Below are 14814 nucleotides of genomic sequence, written 5' to 3'. Positions count from 1 at the left end.
GCGAAGCCGAGCCGGTTTTCAATGGAGCGCGTAGCCGCAGGGGCAAAAAAGAGCCCCGCCGCCTGGCGAGGCTCTGGACCGGTGCCGATGGGGCGGGTCAGTTTGCGGTCGGCAGATTGATCTCCATACCCACATCGATGCGGTGTGGGTTTAGCTGCGGATTGGCTTCCGCGATGGCCTTCCACTTCACCGGGTCGCCATAATGTGTGCGGGCGATCTCCCAGAGCGTGTCCCCGCGCACAACCGTGTGGGTGTTTTTCTCGGCTGTCATGGTCTCTCCGGCGTCTTTTGCTGCATCTTCGGTCGCCTCGGTCATCTTCGCCATGGCTTCGCCGGCGTCGTCGGCGGCCTTCTCGGCCATTTCCTTTGCGCCTTCAGTCACGGCTTCGACGGCCTCGCCTGCCTTTTCCATGGTCTCCTCAACGGCTTTGGGTGCCTCGCTGGCGATTGTTTTCGACATTTCGGGCAGGTCCGGGGTCGTGGCCTCAGCCTCAGCAGCGGCGACGCTCGCATCGATTTTCGTGATGCGGCCGTCGATGGCAGGTTTGTACGGGCTGTTTTCGGCCAAATAGTCGGCAAGCACCTGTTCGAGGCCCGGGCCGTAATCATAGGCGTTTTCGGCATTCTCCGCGAAGAGCTTGTAACCGTCGCCCCCGTTGCGCATGAAATTGTTGGAGGCGATCGTGTAGGTGGCATCCGGGTCGATTGCTGTCCAGCCTTCGCCGTCCTTTACCTGGACGGACTTGATGCGGCCTTCGCCGGGCGCGACAGACGGGTCGAAGCTGTAACGCAGGCCCGAAACCTGAGGGAAGCGCCCAGCGCCTTCCTCGATCTGGCTAACGCCGCTTTCAAGTGAGGCAACGACGTCTGAACCCTTCAACTGGAAGGTGGCAAGCGTGTTCTGGAAGGGCAGAACACCGAGCACTTCACCCATGGTGACTTCGCCGGCATCGATGGAGGCGCGCAGGCCGCCGCCATTGGTGATGGCGAACTGCACGCCCTGATCCCTGGCGCGCGCCACCATGGCATCGGTAACGAGATTGCCCATCTCGCATTCGCCGGCACGGCACGTTTCGCGGCTGCCATCGACAGCGGCTGACGTTTCGGCCACGATCTTGTTTTTCAGTTCCTCGATGGGACCGGCTAGTTCCTTGACACGGGCAACAACAGCTTCGTCCTTCGCAACGGAGGCGTCTATCAGCTTGACGTCGCCCGTGGCGGCGGTGACGACGCCCTCATCATCGAAGGTAAGTTTCAGCTCGCCGAGATATTTCGAATAGGATGCGGCCTGCACCACGGGCACCTGATGGCCGTCGGGATTGTCGACCATGGTTGGGTAGGGGCCAGCCGCCCCTTCCACCGTGTTGGACAGCAGCGTGTTTGAGTGGCCACCGACGACCACGTCGACACCTGGGATTTTCGCGATGGCTTCAAGGTCGCGCGGATAGCCGACATGGGTGAGCGCGATGACCTTGTTTGCGCCTTCGGCGGTGGCGGCTTTCACGGCTGCGGTGATGCCGGCCACGTCCTCGATGATTGAGACATTTTCGCCGGGCGAGGAAAGCTCCGCCGTGTCATTGGCGACTGCGCCGACAATGGCGATCTTCTCGCCGCCCACATCGAGGATGAGATACTCCTTCACCCGGTCACCGAGTGCTGAAGCTTCCTTGGCCTTGACGTTGGAGCCCAGAACCGGGAACTCGACCTTGTCGAGGAAGGTGGCGAGACCGTCTTCGCCATCATCGAACTCATGGTTGCCGACGACCATGGCGTCGGTCTTCATGAGGTTCAGGAACTCGGCTTCGGCAGCACCCTTGTAAGTGGTGTAGAAGAGCGAGCCCTGGAAATTGTCACCGGCGTTCAAAAGCAGGACGTTTTCGCCCTCAAGCGCCTTGCGGGACTCGGCCACGGCGGTGACGAGGCGGGCAGCGCCGCCGAAGCACTCGCCGGCTTCATCGTCTTCTGGCGAGCAGGTGGAATCGTATTTGTTGATGGGTTCAATACGGCTATGCCAGTCATTCATGTGGAGAATGTTGAGCGTGTAATCGGCAAAGGCCGCACCGGCGCTCAGCGTCAATGCGGATGCGGTGAGCGATGCAATGGCGAGGCGTTTTCTGAAGGTCGATCTGTGCATGGTGACTTCTCCCGAATGGCTCTTTGCGGTCTCTACCGCCGCATTGTGACGCCCTGTTAAAGGCTTCGACCAGCATGTTTTCACCGGGCAGATGGCGATGCAAGAGAAAGTTGGGTCGCGAACCGAAAGTTCGCTGAAGGTCGCTCAAAGTGCTATTCTGGGCGATGCTGACGAGCCCAATGGGCTCCAGGGAGGTGAATGCCATGGACGCTGCAGAACTGCGCGCCATTCAGGCGCCGATCAAGGACCGCTATCGCGGAGAACCGGGTGCTGCTCTTATCACACTTCGCGCCAGGGGCGCGCTCGACGATCATAACATTGCCTGCAAGGTGGAGACCGGTCGTGCGATCGCCGTTGCCGGGCTGCATCCGGCGACGGGGGGAACGGGGCTGGAGCTGTGCTCCGGCGATATGCTTCTTGAGGCGCTGATCGCCTGCGCGGGCGTGACGCTGAAGGCAGTGGCCACGGCGCTGGAGATACCGCTCCGGGCTGGCACCGTCTCGGCGGAGGGCGATCTCGACTTTCGCGGGACGCTGGGGGTGGTGAAGGATGCGCCAGTGGGTTTTACGGAAATCCGGCTTTTGTTTGCTCTCGACACGGATCCATCGCAGGAGCAACTCGATCAGCTGTTGAAGCTCACCGAACGCTACTGCGTGGTCTACCGGACGATTGCGAATGGCCCTCCGCTCAGCGTGGCGATGACCCGGATGTAAGCGCGGGGCGCGGCTTTTCGATGCGGGCCATCTCGACGGAAACGGCCTTGAGAAGGGCGTGGACCCGGCTGCCCGGCTGAAGGTCGAGCGCATCCGCCGATTTCGCCGTGATGCGGGCCAGAAGCTGCTGTCCGCCAAAGCCGAGCGCAATGATGGCGAATGCGCCCTCGCGGCGAATTTTCTCGACCGTTACGGGAAGCTGGTTGCGGATCGACAGGCCGTCATGGGGCGCATTGGCAATGGCGACATCGCCCGCCCGCACACGCAGCCGCACCGTCATCCCGGGTGCGAAACCGTTTCCGGTCAGCTCGATGCGATCATTTCCCAGCGCAATGACGGCCGTTTGGTATGCGGGGTCAATTGCGGTGATGCAGCCTTCCAGGATCACTCCGGCCTCATCGGGATCGCCGCCCGCGGCAAGGCCTAGGCGGGCGAGCATCGCTGCTGCGGGGCCGCTGTCCGCAACACGTCCGTTTTCAATGAGAACAACTGTATCGGCCAGACGGGCGACCTCGGAAGTTTCATGGCTTACATAGAGGATGGGAATACCGGCTTCGGTGCGGATTGCTTCCAGATAGGGTAGGATCTCGGCGCGCCGCGCCTTGTCGAGCGAGGACAGCGGCTCATCCATGAGGAGCAGAGCGGGGTCGGCAAGCAGCGCTCGGCCGATGGCGACGCGCTGGCGCTCGCCGCCTGAAAGCGTGGCGGGTGCGGCGTCGAGACGTTGTTCAAGGCCAAGCAGGGCCACCACTTCATCGAAGGCGCGGGATGCCGGTCGGCGACCGGCCCAGCGGGCATAGGTGAGGTTTTTGAGCACCGAGAGGTGCGGGAAGAGGCGCGCGTCTTGAAAGACGAAACCGATGCCGCGTTTTTCCGGCGGGAGGTTCGTGCCTGTGGCCGCATCGAACAGTGTACGCCCGCCAGCCATGATGCGCCCCGACTGCGGACGTGCCGTGCCGGCGATCATCTTCAGGAGCGTGGATTTGCCGGCACCTGATGGCCCGAAGAGAGCTGTGACGCCTGCGCCCGCCTGGAAGGCGGTTTCGATCTCGAACCTGCCGGCGCAGCCCCTGATATCGACGTCGAGCATAGTCATGCGCGCGCTCCCGCGGTGAGTTTTCGGCCCAGATATTCCGACGCGACAATGGCGGCGAGCGCCAGGGCGATGGCGATTGCGATCAGGCGAAGGGCGGCCGCATCGCCCGATGGCGATTGCAGTAGGGCATAGATGGCGAGCGACAGGGTCTGTGTTTCGCCGGGAATGTTGGAGACGAAGGTGATCGTCGCCCCGAACTCGCCAAGCGCCTTGGCAAAGCCAAGCACCGCCCCGGCAATGACGCCTGGAAGGGCGAGCGGCAGGGTGACGGTGAAGAACACGGTGAGACGCGATGCGCCGAGCGTGCGCGCGGCCTCGCCAAAGCCCTGATCCATGGCTTCGAGCGACAGGCGGATGGGCCGCACCAGGAGCGGAAACGCCATGACGCCGGCGGCGAGTGCTGCACCCGTCCAGCGGAAGGCGAAGCTGATGCCGAACAGGTTTTCAAAAAGCAGGCCGACGGTCCCTTTGGAGCCGAACAGGATCAACAGGCCATAGCCGGTGACGACCGGCGGCAACACGAGCGGCAGGGTGACCAGCGCCTGAACGATGCTTTTGCCGGCAAACTCCTTGCGGGCAAGGAGCCAGGCGACCGCAAAGGCCGGGACGAGCGCGCAGAGGATTGCGGCGAACGCCACCTTCGCGGAAAGAAGTATGATCGAAAGTTCGGTCTCACCCATGTCGGCAATCTATTCCGTGGCTTTCGAAAAACCGAGATCGGTGAAGATCGCTCGACCGGCCTCGCTTTTCAGGAAGGCGAGGAAGGTTTCAGCGCTTTCGGCTCCATCCCTCGTAGCGGCGGCGGGGTAGAGGATCGGCGCATGGCTGTCTGCCGGGAAGACATAGGCGCGCACCAACTCGCCGGCGGCTTTCTGATCCGATCCGTAGACGATCACGGCTTTCACCTCACCACGGCTGGCGAGCTCCAGCGCCACGCGGACGTTTTCGCCGAACACGGCGTTCTTCTCGACGTTTTTCCAGAGGCCGAGGTTTTCGAGCGCCGTGCGAGCATATTTGCCAGCGGGCACATGGGTGGGGTCCCCCATGGCGAAGCGCCCATTGAGCATGGCGCTAGGATTTTCCACCGGCTCTGTTCCTGCCGGACCTGCGATGACGAGATTGTTGCCGGCGATGATGGTCTCGCTGTCGGTGCGGACCAGATCACGTTCGACCAAATACGCCATCCAGTCGATGTTTGCGGAGATGAACACATCCGCCGGCGCACCAGCCTCGATCTGGCGGGCGAGAACAGAACTGGAGGCAAACGAGACGACGACTTCATTGCCGCCGGATGTCTGATACTCGCTCGCGGCGCGCTCAATGGCGTCTTTCATGCTGGCGGCAGCGAAGACGGTGAGCTTTTCGGCGAAAGCCGCAGTAGAAAGAGCCGCGAGGAAAGCGAAGCTCACAAGAGTGCGTGGAAACATGGAACCACCATAGATCAATGGCGCGGACAGATGTCGCGCCCGTTCAGCAAGAATGCATGGTGGTCAGGTCTGAACATTCGCGCCCCGAATGCCGCCCGAACCTTGGGCCAGAGGCAGCCATCACACGCTGCCTGGCAGGGATATTAGGGGGGGCGTTGTGGCGGGGTCAAGGGAGGATGAAGTTGAGCGCCGGGCGGGGTGTGAAGGGGCGGCTGTGTCGAAGGAAGACCTTTCGGGAATGGTGGTGCCAGCCTTTGAGCATCCTCACCTTCTCCCCGCCAGTGGGGAGAAGGGGTTTCGACCCTGTGTCCGATCTTCGTGAGCTTGGCCGGGGGTGAACAGCCCCGGCCAATACGAACCTCAGGCCGTGGCTTCGGAGACGGTTGCCTCGATATGCTCGACAAGCGGGTCGGGGAGGCGCAGACGGCCGGCGAGCATGTCGAGGTAGCCGCGCTCAGCGCGGGTTTTGGGTTCGATGGTGAGCCGTGAAGCCGTGTATAGCTCGATCTTCTGGGCATCGGTTTGGGCAGCTTCGACCAAAGCGTCCAGATCCACCGGGCGCTCCAGTTCCTCTAGAAGGAAGGCTTCCGCTTCTCCATCTATGCCGGCCAGCCTGAGTTTGTCGGCGATCTTCCCGCGCTCGGCCTCATCAATGTGCCCGTCGGCACGGGCAGCGGCAATCATGGCGCGTACGAGCGCAAGGGCGAATTCACTTTCACCCTGCGGTGCCTGCGCGGGGTTGAAACTGGTATCCTCCGGCGGGGGGAGGAGTTCACCTTCCTGTGCTGCTGCGGCAGGCTCCTTGCCCGCCTGATAATTCTGATAGGCCTTGTAGGCCAAACCGGCCACGGCAGCGATGCCGCCGAACTTGAGCGCGCTGCCGGTAACCGAACGTCCTGTGCTGGTGCCCAAAAGAACGGCGGCGATCGCGCCGGTCGCAAGCGGATTGTCCTTGGCCAGCTGAACGGCCTGGCCTGCCTTGTCACGCACTGTGCCTTCAGTTCCGGGCACTTGTGAGCCCAAAAGGTCGTTCAGCAGTTTCTTGGGGTCGAACATCCGCATCTCCTCGTTTCGCGCAGCATACACCCTAGGGTTGGCAGAAAAGTAGGGATGCATTTATCCCATTGCAATGAAAACGCTGGGCATCGCCGTGACAACGCCGGTGATCACAGATGATCGACGGTCATCTAAACGGCTCTTTGGGTGTCTTGCCTCCTGAAAGACTGGTCATGACGGCGGGGCGCGTGGCTTTTCTATGCCTGGCGTTTTCGAATTGAGCGCCTCGACCAATGCGGTATTCGAAGGTAAGACCACATCGAGCTCCAGCTGCGCTGGCTTCAGAAGGCCAAGCCTGCTTCGCAGAGTATCGAGCCCCTCACGCACCTGCACAAAGGCAAGATTGCTCAAGAGGCGAATTTTCTCGGTTCTGGTCAAACTCCCATCTCTGCCGTGCCCCCAGGCAAGGGACCCCATGGCCGCGTGTCCGGGATGAAATTTACTGGTCATCATGGCACGTCTTGATATTTGTACTGTTTCGCATAAAAATACACAGAGGTAATTTTTATGCAAGATGGTACAAAATGAACGCTCGTCGAGGCCGACCGCCTGCCTATGATCGCGATGCGGCTCTCCTCGCGATTGCGGAAACGTTTCGGATGCGGGGCTACGCTGGTGCCTCTCTGGATGAGATCGCGCGTGCGGCCGGGATGAACCGGCCCAGTCTTTTTGCAGCCTTTGGTAACAAGAAATCTATGTTTCTGGCGGCCGTTGAAGATTACCGCAGGCGGATGCGGGTAGCGGTTTCCCCGGCTCTGGAAAGTGATGGAGCGCTATCAGAGGTTCTGGTGCGTTTCTTTGATGCAGTTATCGCCTTTTATCATGAAGGCATTGCTCCGGGCTGTCTTGTGCTGTGTACGGCTCCAGCAGAAGCGCCTGCGGATAAGGAAATCAGTGCGGTGCTTGCGGATGCGCTCAAGGAGATCGAGAAGGACCTCAAAGGGAGGATCCTCCGTGCCGCTGTCGAGGGCCAGGACGTCAAAGATGTGGCAGGTCTCGCACAGTTGATGTCAGCGACGCTGGCCAGCATCGCGATCCAGGCGCGTGCCGGTGTCATGCGAGCGGACCTGGAGCATTTTGCGCGTGCTACCGTCGCGGTGGCAACCGGCACTGGATAATTTAGCTTTGACATTTTGCACGTCCGGTGGCAATCGCTCTCGCCCCCCTTATTGCTGTAGGTGTTGACCGTGAACGACGTTGTTTCCCACCGACTGAATCTCCCCGATGGTCGGCGTCTTGGCTGGCACGAATGGGGTGCAGAGAATGGCAAGGCGGTAATTTTTTGCCCTGGGGCCGGCATGGCTGGGGCTATCCCGTTTGGTGAGGATGCTGCCCGGCGAATGGGCTTGCGCATTCTTTCCGTAGACCGAGCGGGTCTTGGTGCCTCGGACGCAAATACGGAGAAGAGCTTTGCGAGTTGGAGTGGCGACATCGCTTCCCTGCTTCAGCACCTTGAGGACGATGCAGCTTTTGCCATAGGCTTTTCGCAAGGAGCGCCCTTTGCCCTGGCACTGGCGGATGTCGGTTTGGTCAAGGCTGTGTCAGTGGTGTCAGGGCAGGATGAGCTCGCCGCGCCCGAGATGTTTTCGCGACTGCCTGAGCCTGTGGCAAGCATGGTGCAGATTGCCAAGGATGATCCTGAACGGCTGGAGGCTGATATCGCTGCGATGGCAAGCGCCGACTGGCTCTGGCAAATGATCGAGACAATGAGCGGGCCGCAGGATCGGGCGTTTTACGCAGCCGAGACCTTCGCGCCTCTTTATCGCAGAGCACTCGATGAAGGTTTCAGTCAGGGCGTCGCAGGATACGCTCGCGACACGCGTCTTGCCATGGCGCCATGGCCCTTCCGGCTCGAGGACATCGTTTGCCCGGTGCGGCTGTGGTTTGGCCTGGCCGACACAAGCCCGGTGCATGCGCCGGATTTCGGAGAGACTCTCAACAAGCGTTTGCCGAACAGCAAGCTTATGCGGCTCGAAGGTGAGGGAAGCGCGATTTTGTGGACCCATGCCGAGGCGATCCTTGAGGACCTCGCCGGTATGGGATGAACGCTCAGGCGTCTTGCTTCCCTACCGGTGTTCCGATGGGGAAGCGGTCGCCGCGTTTTTCGGCCAGCTCGATCTGACGCTGGCGCTCGGCATAGCGGGCGCGGTCCGCTTCGCTCCGACTTTCGGCGCAGTGGGGGCAAGCAATACCTTCCTGGAACAGGGGTGAGGCACGATCCTGGGGTGTCAGCGGATGCCGACAGGCCCGGCAAAGCGTCGCTTCGCCCTTCTCGAGCCCATGGCGAACAGAGACGCGTTCGTCGAAGACGAAACACTCCCCTTCCCAAAGGCTCTCTTCTGCAGGCACTTCCTCAAGGTATTTCAGGATGCCGCCTTTCAGGTGATAGACGTCATCGACGCCAATCAGCTTCATGTAGGCGGTTGCCTTTTCGCAACGGATCCCGCCGGTGCAGAACATGGCGATCTTGCGGCCTTTCAGGCGGTTGAGATTACGCTCGGCCCAGGCGGGAAAATCGCGGAAGGTTTCAGTCTCTGGATCCATCGCCCGGGAAAAGGTACCAATGGCCGTCTCATAGGCATTGCGAGTGTCGACGACCACCGTCTCGGGATCGGAGATCAAGGTATTCCACTCGGCTGGTTCCACATAGGTCCCAGCTTGATTGACTGGATCGACCTCGGGCACGCCCATTGTGACGATCTCTTTTTTCAACCGGACTTTCATGCGGTGAAAGGGCATTTCGGAGGCCGTGCTGTACTTCACCTCCAAACCTTTAAGCGCGGGCATCTTTTCAAGATGTTCAATGAGCGCTTCGATAGCCTCCGGTGTTCCGGCCACAGTGCCATTAATGCCTTCGGCTGCGAGAAGGAGCGTGCCGCGAATGCCCCGCTTGCAGCAGAAGGTGGCAAGCTCGGTACGCAATGCCTCGTGCTCGGGGAGAGAGGCAAAGCGATAGAGCGCGGCAACGCGAAACGTCTGTGCGGGTGAGGAAGAAATCATGCGCGGTCTCCTACGCCTCTCCTGAACCGCATGCAAGAAAAAGCAGCGTTTCAAAGCTTTGCACGAGATGTGACGGCTTCCTCAGCGGTTGCGATATTCTTTCTTTATCCCCTCAAGGTTGTATTGATGGATAATCGTCCAGCGCAACCATGGGCGAGAGCGATGTTTTCAAAAGCAGCAATCAGAGAAATCAGCAGAGCGGCCTCGAAGGCGGGAGTCGACCCTGCCCTTATTCTGGCGGTTGCACAGGTGGAAAGCGGTGGGAGGTCGCACGTGATGCTGCGTGGACGGGAGGAGCCGATTATCCGGTTTGAGGGCCACTATTTTGATCGGAGGCTCGCCGACGCAAAACGTTGGGAAGCGAGAGCGGCGGGATTGTCTTCGCCGGAAGTCGGGAAGATTGCCAATCCGCGCGGGCAGGTGGAGCGCTGGCTGATGTTTGAACAGGCCGCGCGTATCGATCGGAAGGCAGCCTGCGAATCTGTCTCCTGGGGGGTTGGGCAGGTGATGGGCGCGCACTGGAGCTGGCTTGGCTTTGCCGATGTGGAAGCGCTGGTCGCAGAGGCCAGATGCGGCATCGCCGGGCAGGTTGGGCTGATGTTGCGGTATATCGGGAAAGCAGGGTTGAAAGATGCTCTGATGTCGCGGGACTGGGTGCGATTTGCGCGCGGCTATAACGGCCCGGGCTATAGGCGCAACCAGTATGACCGAAAGCTCGCTCGGGCTTACCGAGCTTATTCGGCAGGCGGAGGGCCGCCCGTTACGGAAGCGGTGTTGCGGATCGGCACGCGGGGCGCGGCAGTCGAGAGCCTGCAGGTATTGCTCTGCGCACTTGGACAACGGGTGGCGGTGGATGGCGTTTTCGGCCCGCAGACCGACCTTGCCGTGCAACGCATTCAAAAAGAAGCCGGCCTGATTTCGGATGGCGTTGTGGGGCCCGTGACCCGTGAAGCGCTCACACGCCGTTTGCCGTACCGCGCCTTAGGTTTGCGTTTGTGGGCGTACTTCCTTCGGCTCAGGGGGTTTTTGGAAGCGGTGTTTTGAGTTTTGCAACTTGCCAGATTCGGGAGAAAAGTGTTCATGGACTGCGAAATCCGTGTCTTGAACCGTTTTAACGTTGCGATTTCGCTCGGAGATAGAAAATTTTGAGGAGACGTTTGCACATGAACGCTGCCATGCAGAAGAAGAACGAGGTGCTGCTGGCTATCTTGCAGGGTCAGCCGGTGATACCGGTTCTCAAGATCGAGCGGCTGGCAGACGCCGTCCCGCTTGCGCGAGCGTTGGTGAAGGGTGGATTGCCGGCGATCGAGATCACGCTGCGCACACCCGATGCGATTGACGCCATCCGTCTCGTCAGCGAGGAGGTGCCAGAAGCGATTGTTGGTGCAGGCACGATCCTGACCTCGAAGGATTTTTCCTATGCGGTGGCGGCCGGCGCGCGATTCATCGTCAGTCCCGGTATCACGCAGGAACTGCTCGATGCGGCCTCGATGTCGGAGGTGCCGTTTCTTCCAGGTGCAGCGACACCAAGCGAGGTGATGGCGGCGCGGGAAGAAGGGTACAGCCTCCTCAAATTTTTTCCTGCCGAGCAGTCGGGTGGAGCCCCCTTCCTCAAGGCTCTTTCTTCGCCGCTCGCCTCTATCCGTTTTTGCCCAACAGGCGGCATATCGCCGAAGAATGTGGGAGATTACCTTTCACTGCCGAATGTGATCTGCGTGGGCGGCTCCTGGGTGGCGCCTGACGCATCGATCGAAGCCGGCGATTGGGCCGCAATCGAGGCTTTGGCGCGGACGGCGAGCGGCCTCAAGGGCTGATTATCTCCCGAGCAAGATGCAAAAAAATGCGGGGCCGTGAGGCCCCACATTTTTTATGCTTGTCGTCTCTCAGTTGGTACGGAAACGGGCCATCGAGATGAAGTTGACGGCCTTGCCGGAAAAGCGCGTGGCATCCGCCACGGTAATGTCTTGCTGAAAACCAGTCGTGTAGACGGTTTCGGGCGAACGGACGAACTCGCTGTCGAATGCCGGCGGGTGGGCTGGGGGAGTGGCTTCTGTCAGCATCGAATTCTGGCTAAGCGCGCGGGTCGGTGCCTCGCCCAAGGTGGCGACGACCACGGGCTGGGCGCCTCTGGCCACATCGCTCGGGCCCGGTTTCGCCGATTTACGTGTGCTGCGCGCCCGGCTCTCCTGGCGGCTCTGGGGGAGTTGTTCCGCTCGTGCGAGAAGCGCTTTGCGGGGGGAGGCGGAAACGGGCTGGCCGAGTTCTTCCTGGAGGGAAGAAGCGCTGGCTGATGTTTCCATTTCCGCGTCGCCTGCAAGAGCGAAATCGCTCTTCACGGGTTCCGCTTCAGCCTGTGGACGCGGTTCGGGAAGTGCGGCGAGCGTGAACTCGTCGGATGTTGCGCGCTCGGGACGTTCGGAAGGCATCGGGAGATAGGCAGCTGTAGTGATCGGTTGCTCGGTTTCCGTGTCTTGGGCCAAAACGCCCGCAATAGCGTCCGGAGCATCAGTCTGTGCCGATGCCATTTGGACAAGCGCTTCCTGCGTGGCTGCATCCGGCACATATTCCGGACGACGTGTCGGGATCGGTATGTTGGCGGCGACCAGCACCGCGGTTCCTGCGTTTTGCGGCGTTGCCTCCTCAATGACAGGAGTTTCCTCCGCCGGCTTGACTTCAAAGGGTAGCGGCTGGCCGACAGCAACATCCGGCCGCGGGGCAGCCCTTGGCGTCGGTAGGCTGCGTTGCGGAAGGGCGGCCAAAATCGTGCTCGGGGTCTCCGATTCGGGCTCGGGTTGTGGTGCAGGAGCTGCGGCAGGTGCCTCAGGCTGGCGGGCGGCAGGCTGCTGCCGTGCAACGACCGTTGTGGTCTCGGCGGTATCCTCTTCCTCGTCGGCGCCGCCACCAAAGAGTGCTGCCAAGAGACCGCGGCCATTTCCGCCGCCACTGTCGCGCGCGACCTGGATCGAGCTTCCGTTGCGCTTTCGCGATTCATAGGCAGCGAGTGCCTGCTTGTATCCGGGCAGGGGTTTGCCGTCGGTAGGAACGTGCATGGTCTTTCCATCCGGGAAGACGGCCAGAAGCTGTTTGCGGCTCATGCGGGGCCAATGGCGTACACCACCGACATCGATGTGAATGAAAGGAGATCCTGAACGCGGATAATATCCAACACCGCCGGCTTGGAATTTGAGGGCGGCATTCCGCAGATTGGAAAGCTTTACGCCTGGAATGTAAAAATCAATCGCCTTGCCGAGCATGTGCTGGCTCTTCTTGGCGACGCCGCTGGAACGGCTACGCAGCATGGCATTCGTTTTGGGCGAACGATAGGCCGAGACGACGTGGATGTAATCGCGCGCGCCGGCGGCGCGATACACTTCCCACAACAGGTCGAGGACCTGCGGATCCATATTGGTGGGTTCGTTCTGGCGCCAATCGCGCAGGAAGCGATTCACCTGCTTCAGGCCGCTCTGAATATAGCGGCCGTTCTTCTTGTAGGTGATCTCCGCTCGCTCTTTCGTGTGGATGAAATAGAGCTTCAGAGTGCGTGTTTCAGCGTGGGCGGCGGGCGCTGCTGCGACAAGCGCGCCAACTGCTAGCATCAAACCGGCGAGAAGCCTCACGCGTATGAGCGCAGGCAAACGCCACCCAAGAACGTGAACGTCGTTTTGTTTCAAGATCCGTGGCCTTACAGGCTGGTGTTTGTCCCCCGAGCCCAAGGCTCGGACTGTGTGGTTCCCACCTTCCGATTATTCTGTTTAATGGTTAATTCGATCTTATTAAAGAAGGAATGCGTGAAGAGGATGGCGATATCGTGGCAAAATGAGACAAGCCGTTGCAGGGTAAACAAGGTGTTAAGCTCTGGACTGTGGCTTTGAAGCCTCAATCGTCTTTCGCACGCGTGCGATCGGTCGGATCGATGCCCATGTCTTTGAGCTTCCGGTACACGGTCGAACGCCCGATTCCTAACCGACGGGCGATCTCGCTCATCTGACCGCTGTAGTGTTCAAGAGCAAATCGAATAATCTCGCCTTCGATTTCCTCCAATGGACGCAGATTGTCGTTTTCGTCCACGATAGTAATTTGTCCCGGCAAATCCCGGGCAATAGAGGGCGTCTGTTTCAAACCGTCTTCCGTCGCCGGCTCTGCGGCGCCCGCGCGGTTCTTGTCTTCACTGCCACTGTTGAGAAATTCGTAGGGATCAAGTCCTTCGACCTGGGCAAAGATCTGCGGAAAGTCCGTAACATCAAGGACGCCGGTTTCGCACAGCACCACCGCCCGAAACACCGCATTCTCCAACTGCCGAATGTTGCCAGGCCAATCGTAACGATCAAGCAGTTCAAGGGCTCTTCGTGAAATCCCGGTGACGCGGCGTGGTGCATTGTTGCCGAAGCGGGCGATGAAGGTTTGCACCAGGAGGGGGATGTCATCCTTTCTGTCGCGCAGCGGGGGCACCATGATCGGAAAGACATTGAGGCGATAGAAGAGGTCCTCGCGAAACCGTCCCTCCTTGACGCGCTCGATCAGGTTCTGATTGGTAGCCGAGATCAGGCGAATGTCCACTTTCCGCGTGCCGCGCCCGCCGACCGTGTCCACCTCACCCTGCTGCACAGCCCGCAGGAGCTTTACCTGTACGTCGAGTGGGAGGTCACCGATCTCGTCCAGGAAAAGCGTTCCCGTGTCGGCCTCGGTGAATTTGCCCTCTCGCTTTTCCGTGGCCCCCGTGAAAGCTCCTTTTTCATGGCCGAAGAGTATGCTCTCCACCAGCGTGTCGGGAATCGCCCCGCAATTGACGGTGACGAAGGGCTTTCGCCGACGCCGGCTTTCGCTCTGAATTGCACGGGCGAGGATTTCCTTGCCAACGCCGGATTCGCCTTCAATAAGAATGGGAATGTCGCTGGCGGCTGCCTTCTGGCCCAGTGAGATGACTCGCGCCATGGATGGGCTGTTGGTGATCAATTGGTTGAGTGATGACGCCTCCGCCGCGCTTTTGCCCTGGCGTTGGCGGGTTTCCATAGCGCTGACTTTGAGGGCATTGCTTATGGCTGCACCGAGCCGAGCAGGTGCTACGGGCTTTACAATGAAATCGAAGGCTCCGGCGCGCATGGCTTCGACGGCCGTGTCGATGCTGCCGCGAGCTGTCTGCACGATAACCGGGATTTCGGTTCCATCCCCCCGAAGACGGTCAAGCATCTCAAGCCCGCTCATCTGCGGCATCATCAGGTCAAGCACGATCGTGGACGGTGGCTTTTCCGCCCGTTCCAGCACGTCCAATGCTTCTTGACCGTTTTCTGCGAAGAGCGGCGTATGCCCCAATTTTTCGACCGCCGCCTGAAGAAGGCGCCGCTGAACTGGGTCATCATCCACTATGAGAACGGCTTCGGACATGTCGCA

Annotated in this window: 14 protein-coding genes; 5 read left to right on the top strand and 9 right to left on the bottom strand. The window is 60.4% G+C overall.

Annotated elements, in window-relative coordinates; genetic code table 11:
• Positions 1 to 97 precede the first annotated feature (97 nt).
• Entirely contained in the window at positions 98 to 2134 is a 2037-nt protein-coding gene (locus KW403_RS03840; RefSeq protein ID WP_223021433.1) for a 5'-nucleotidase C-terminal domain-containing protein, read from the bottom strand.
• A 203-nt stretch (positions 2135 to 2337) separates the two neighbouring features.
• Between KW403_RS03840 and KW403_RS03835 the strand changes: the two genes are divergently transcribed.
• Entirely contained in the window at positions 2338 to 2847 is a 510-nt protein-coding gene (locus tag KW403_RS03835; protein ID WP_223021432.1) for an OsmC family protein, read from the top strand.
• Here KW403_RS03835 and modC read toward each other — a convergent pair.
• The 5 genes from modC to KW403_RS03810 all read right to left on the bottom strand — a co-directional run bounded on the left by modC (position 2822) and on the right by KW403_RS03810 (position 6804).
• Positions 2822 to 3943 carry a molybdenum ABC transporter ATP-binding protein gene (modC, locus tag KW403_RS03830; protein ID WP_223021431.1) on the bottom strand — a complete coding sequence of 374 codons (1122 nt, stop codon included), beginning with the start codon at positions 3941 to 3943 and terminating at the stop codon, positions 2822 to 2824. The two genes, KW403_RS03835 and modC, sit on opposite strands and share 26 nt — an antisense overlap.
• Positions 3940 to 4623, bottom strand: a complete 684-nt coding sequence (modB, locus tag KW403_RS03825; RefSeq protein WP_223021430.1) for a molybdate ABC transporter permease subunit — start codon at positions 4621 to 4623, stop codon at positions 3940 to 3942. Before modB ends, modC begins: the two co-directional genes overlap by 4 nt.
• 9 nt (positions 4624 to 4632) lie before the next feature.
• A complete protein-coding gene (gene modA, locus KW403_RS03820; protein WP_223021429.1) occupies positions 4633 to 5370 on the bottom strand; it encodes a molybdate ABC transporter substrate-binding protein in 738 nt (245 codons plus the stop codon).
• A 360-nt stretch (positions 5371 to 5730) separates the two neighbouring features.
• Positions 5731 to 6426, bottom strand: a complete 696-nt coding sequence (locus tag KW403_RS03815; RefSeq protein ID WP_223021428.1) for a tellurite resistance TerB family protein — start codon at positions 6424 to 6426, stop codon at positions 5731 to 5733.
• A gap of 171 nt (positions 6427 to 6597) precedes the next feature.
• Positions 6598 to 6804, bottom strand: a complete 207-nt coding sequence (locus tag KW403_RS03810) for a hypothetical protein (protein ID WP_223021427.1) — start codon at positions 6802 to 6804, stop codon at positions 6598 to 6600.
• A gap of 146 nt (positions 6805 to 6950) precedes the next feature.
• On the opposite strand from KW403_RS03810, the gene KW403_RS03805 reads away from it, so the two are divergent.
• The gene (locus KW403_RS03805; RefSeq protein ID WP_223021426.1) at positions 6951 to 7544 is read left to right on the top strand and encodes a TetR/AcrR family transcriptional regulator; all 594 of its coding nucleotides are present in this window, start codon (positions 6951 to 6953) and stop codon (positions 7542 to 7544) included.
• Between the two features lie 69 nt (positions 7545 to 7613).
• Positions 7614 to 8471 carry an alpha/beta fold hydrolase gene (locus tag KW403_RS03800; RefSeq protein ID WP_223021425.1) on the top strand — a complete coding sequence of 286 codons (858 nt, stop codon included), beginning with the start codon at positions 7614 to 7616 and terminating at the stop codon, positions 8469 to 8471.
• 4 nt (positions 8472 to 8475) lie between these two features.
• Here the strand turns inward: KW403_RS03800 and trhO are convergent, their stop codons facing one another.
• Positions 8476 to 9426 (bottom strand): oxygen-dependent tRNA uridine(34) hydroxylase TrhO, encoded by a 951-nt coding sequence (gene trhO / locus KW403_RS03795; RefSeq protein ID WP_223021424.1) that lies wholly within the window; start codon positions 9424 to 9426, stop codon positions 8476 to 8478.
• Between the two features lie 126 nt (positions 9427 to 9552).
• Between trhO and KW403_RS03790 the strand changes: the two genes are divergently transcribed.
• Complete coding sequence (locus KW403_RS03790) at positions 9553 to 10470, top strand: N-acetylmuramidase domain-containing protein (RefSeq protein ID WP_485020653.1); 918 nt, start codon at positions 9553 to 9555, stop codon at positions 10468 to 10470.
• Between the two features lie 131 nt (positions 10471 to 10601).
• Complete coding sequence (locus tag KW403_RS03785; protein ID WP_223022435.1) at positions 10602 to 11240, top strand: 2-dehydro-3-deoxy-phosphogluconate aldolase; 639 nt, start codon at positions 10602 to 10604, stop codon at positions 11238 to 11240.
• Positions 11241 to 11309: 69 nt separating this feature from the next.
• On the opposite strand, the gene mepK is transcribed toward KW403_RS03785, so the two are convergent.
• Both mepK and KW403_RS03775 read right to left on the bottom strand, forming a co-directional pair.
• Positions 11310 to 13022 carry a peptidoglycan L,D-endopeptidase MepK gene (gene mepK, locus KW403_RS03780; protein ID WP_223022434.1) on the bottom strand — a complete coding sequence of 571 codons (1713 nt, stop codon included), beginning with the start codon at positions 13020 to 13022 and terminating at the stop codon, positions 11310 to 11312.
• Between the two features lie 280 nt (positions 13023 to 13302).
• Positions 13303 to 14808: a sigma-54-dependent transcriptional regulator gene (locus tag KW403_RS03775; RefSeq protein WP_223021422.1), complete on the bottom strand. Its 1506-nt coding sequence runs from the start codon at positions 14806 to 14808 to the stop codon at positions 13303 to 13305.
• Between the last annotated feature and the right edge of the window lie 6 nt (positions 14809 to 14814).

Origin of the sequence: Nitratireductor kimnyeongensis, from assembly GCF_019891395.1 — a bacterium.
GTDB lineage: Bacteria > Pseudomonadota > Alphaproteobacteria > Rhizobiales > Rhizobiaceae > Nitratireductor > Nitratireductor kimnyeongensis.
Note: the sequence above shows the minus strand (reverse complement) of the source record. Positions and strands in the feature narration are given on the sequence as shown.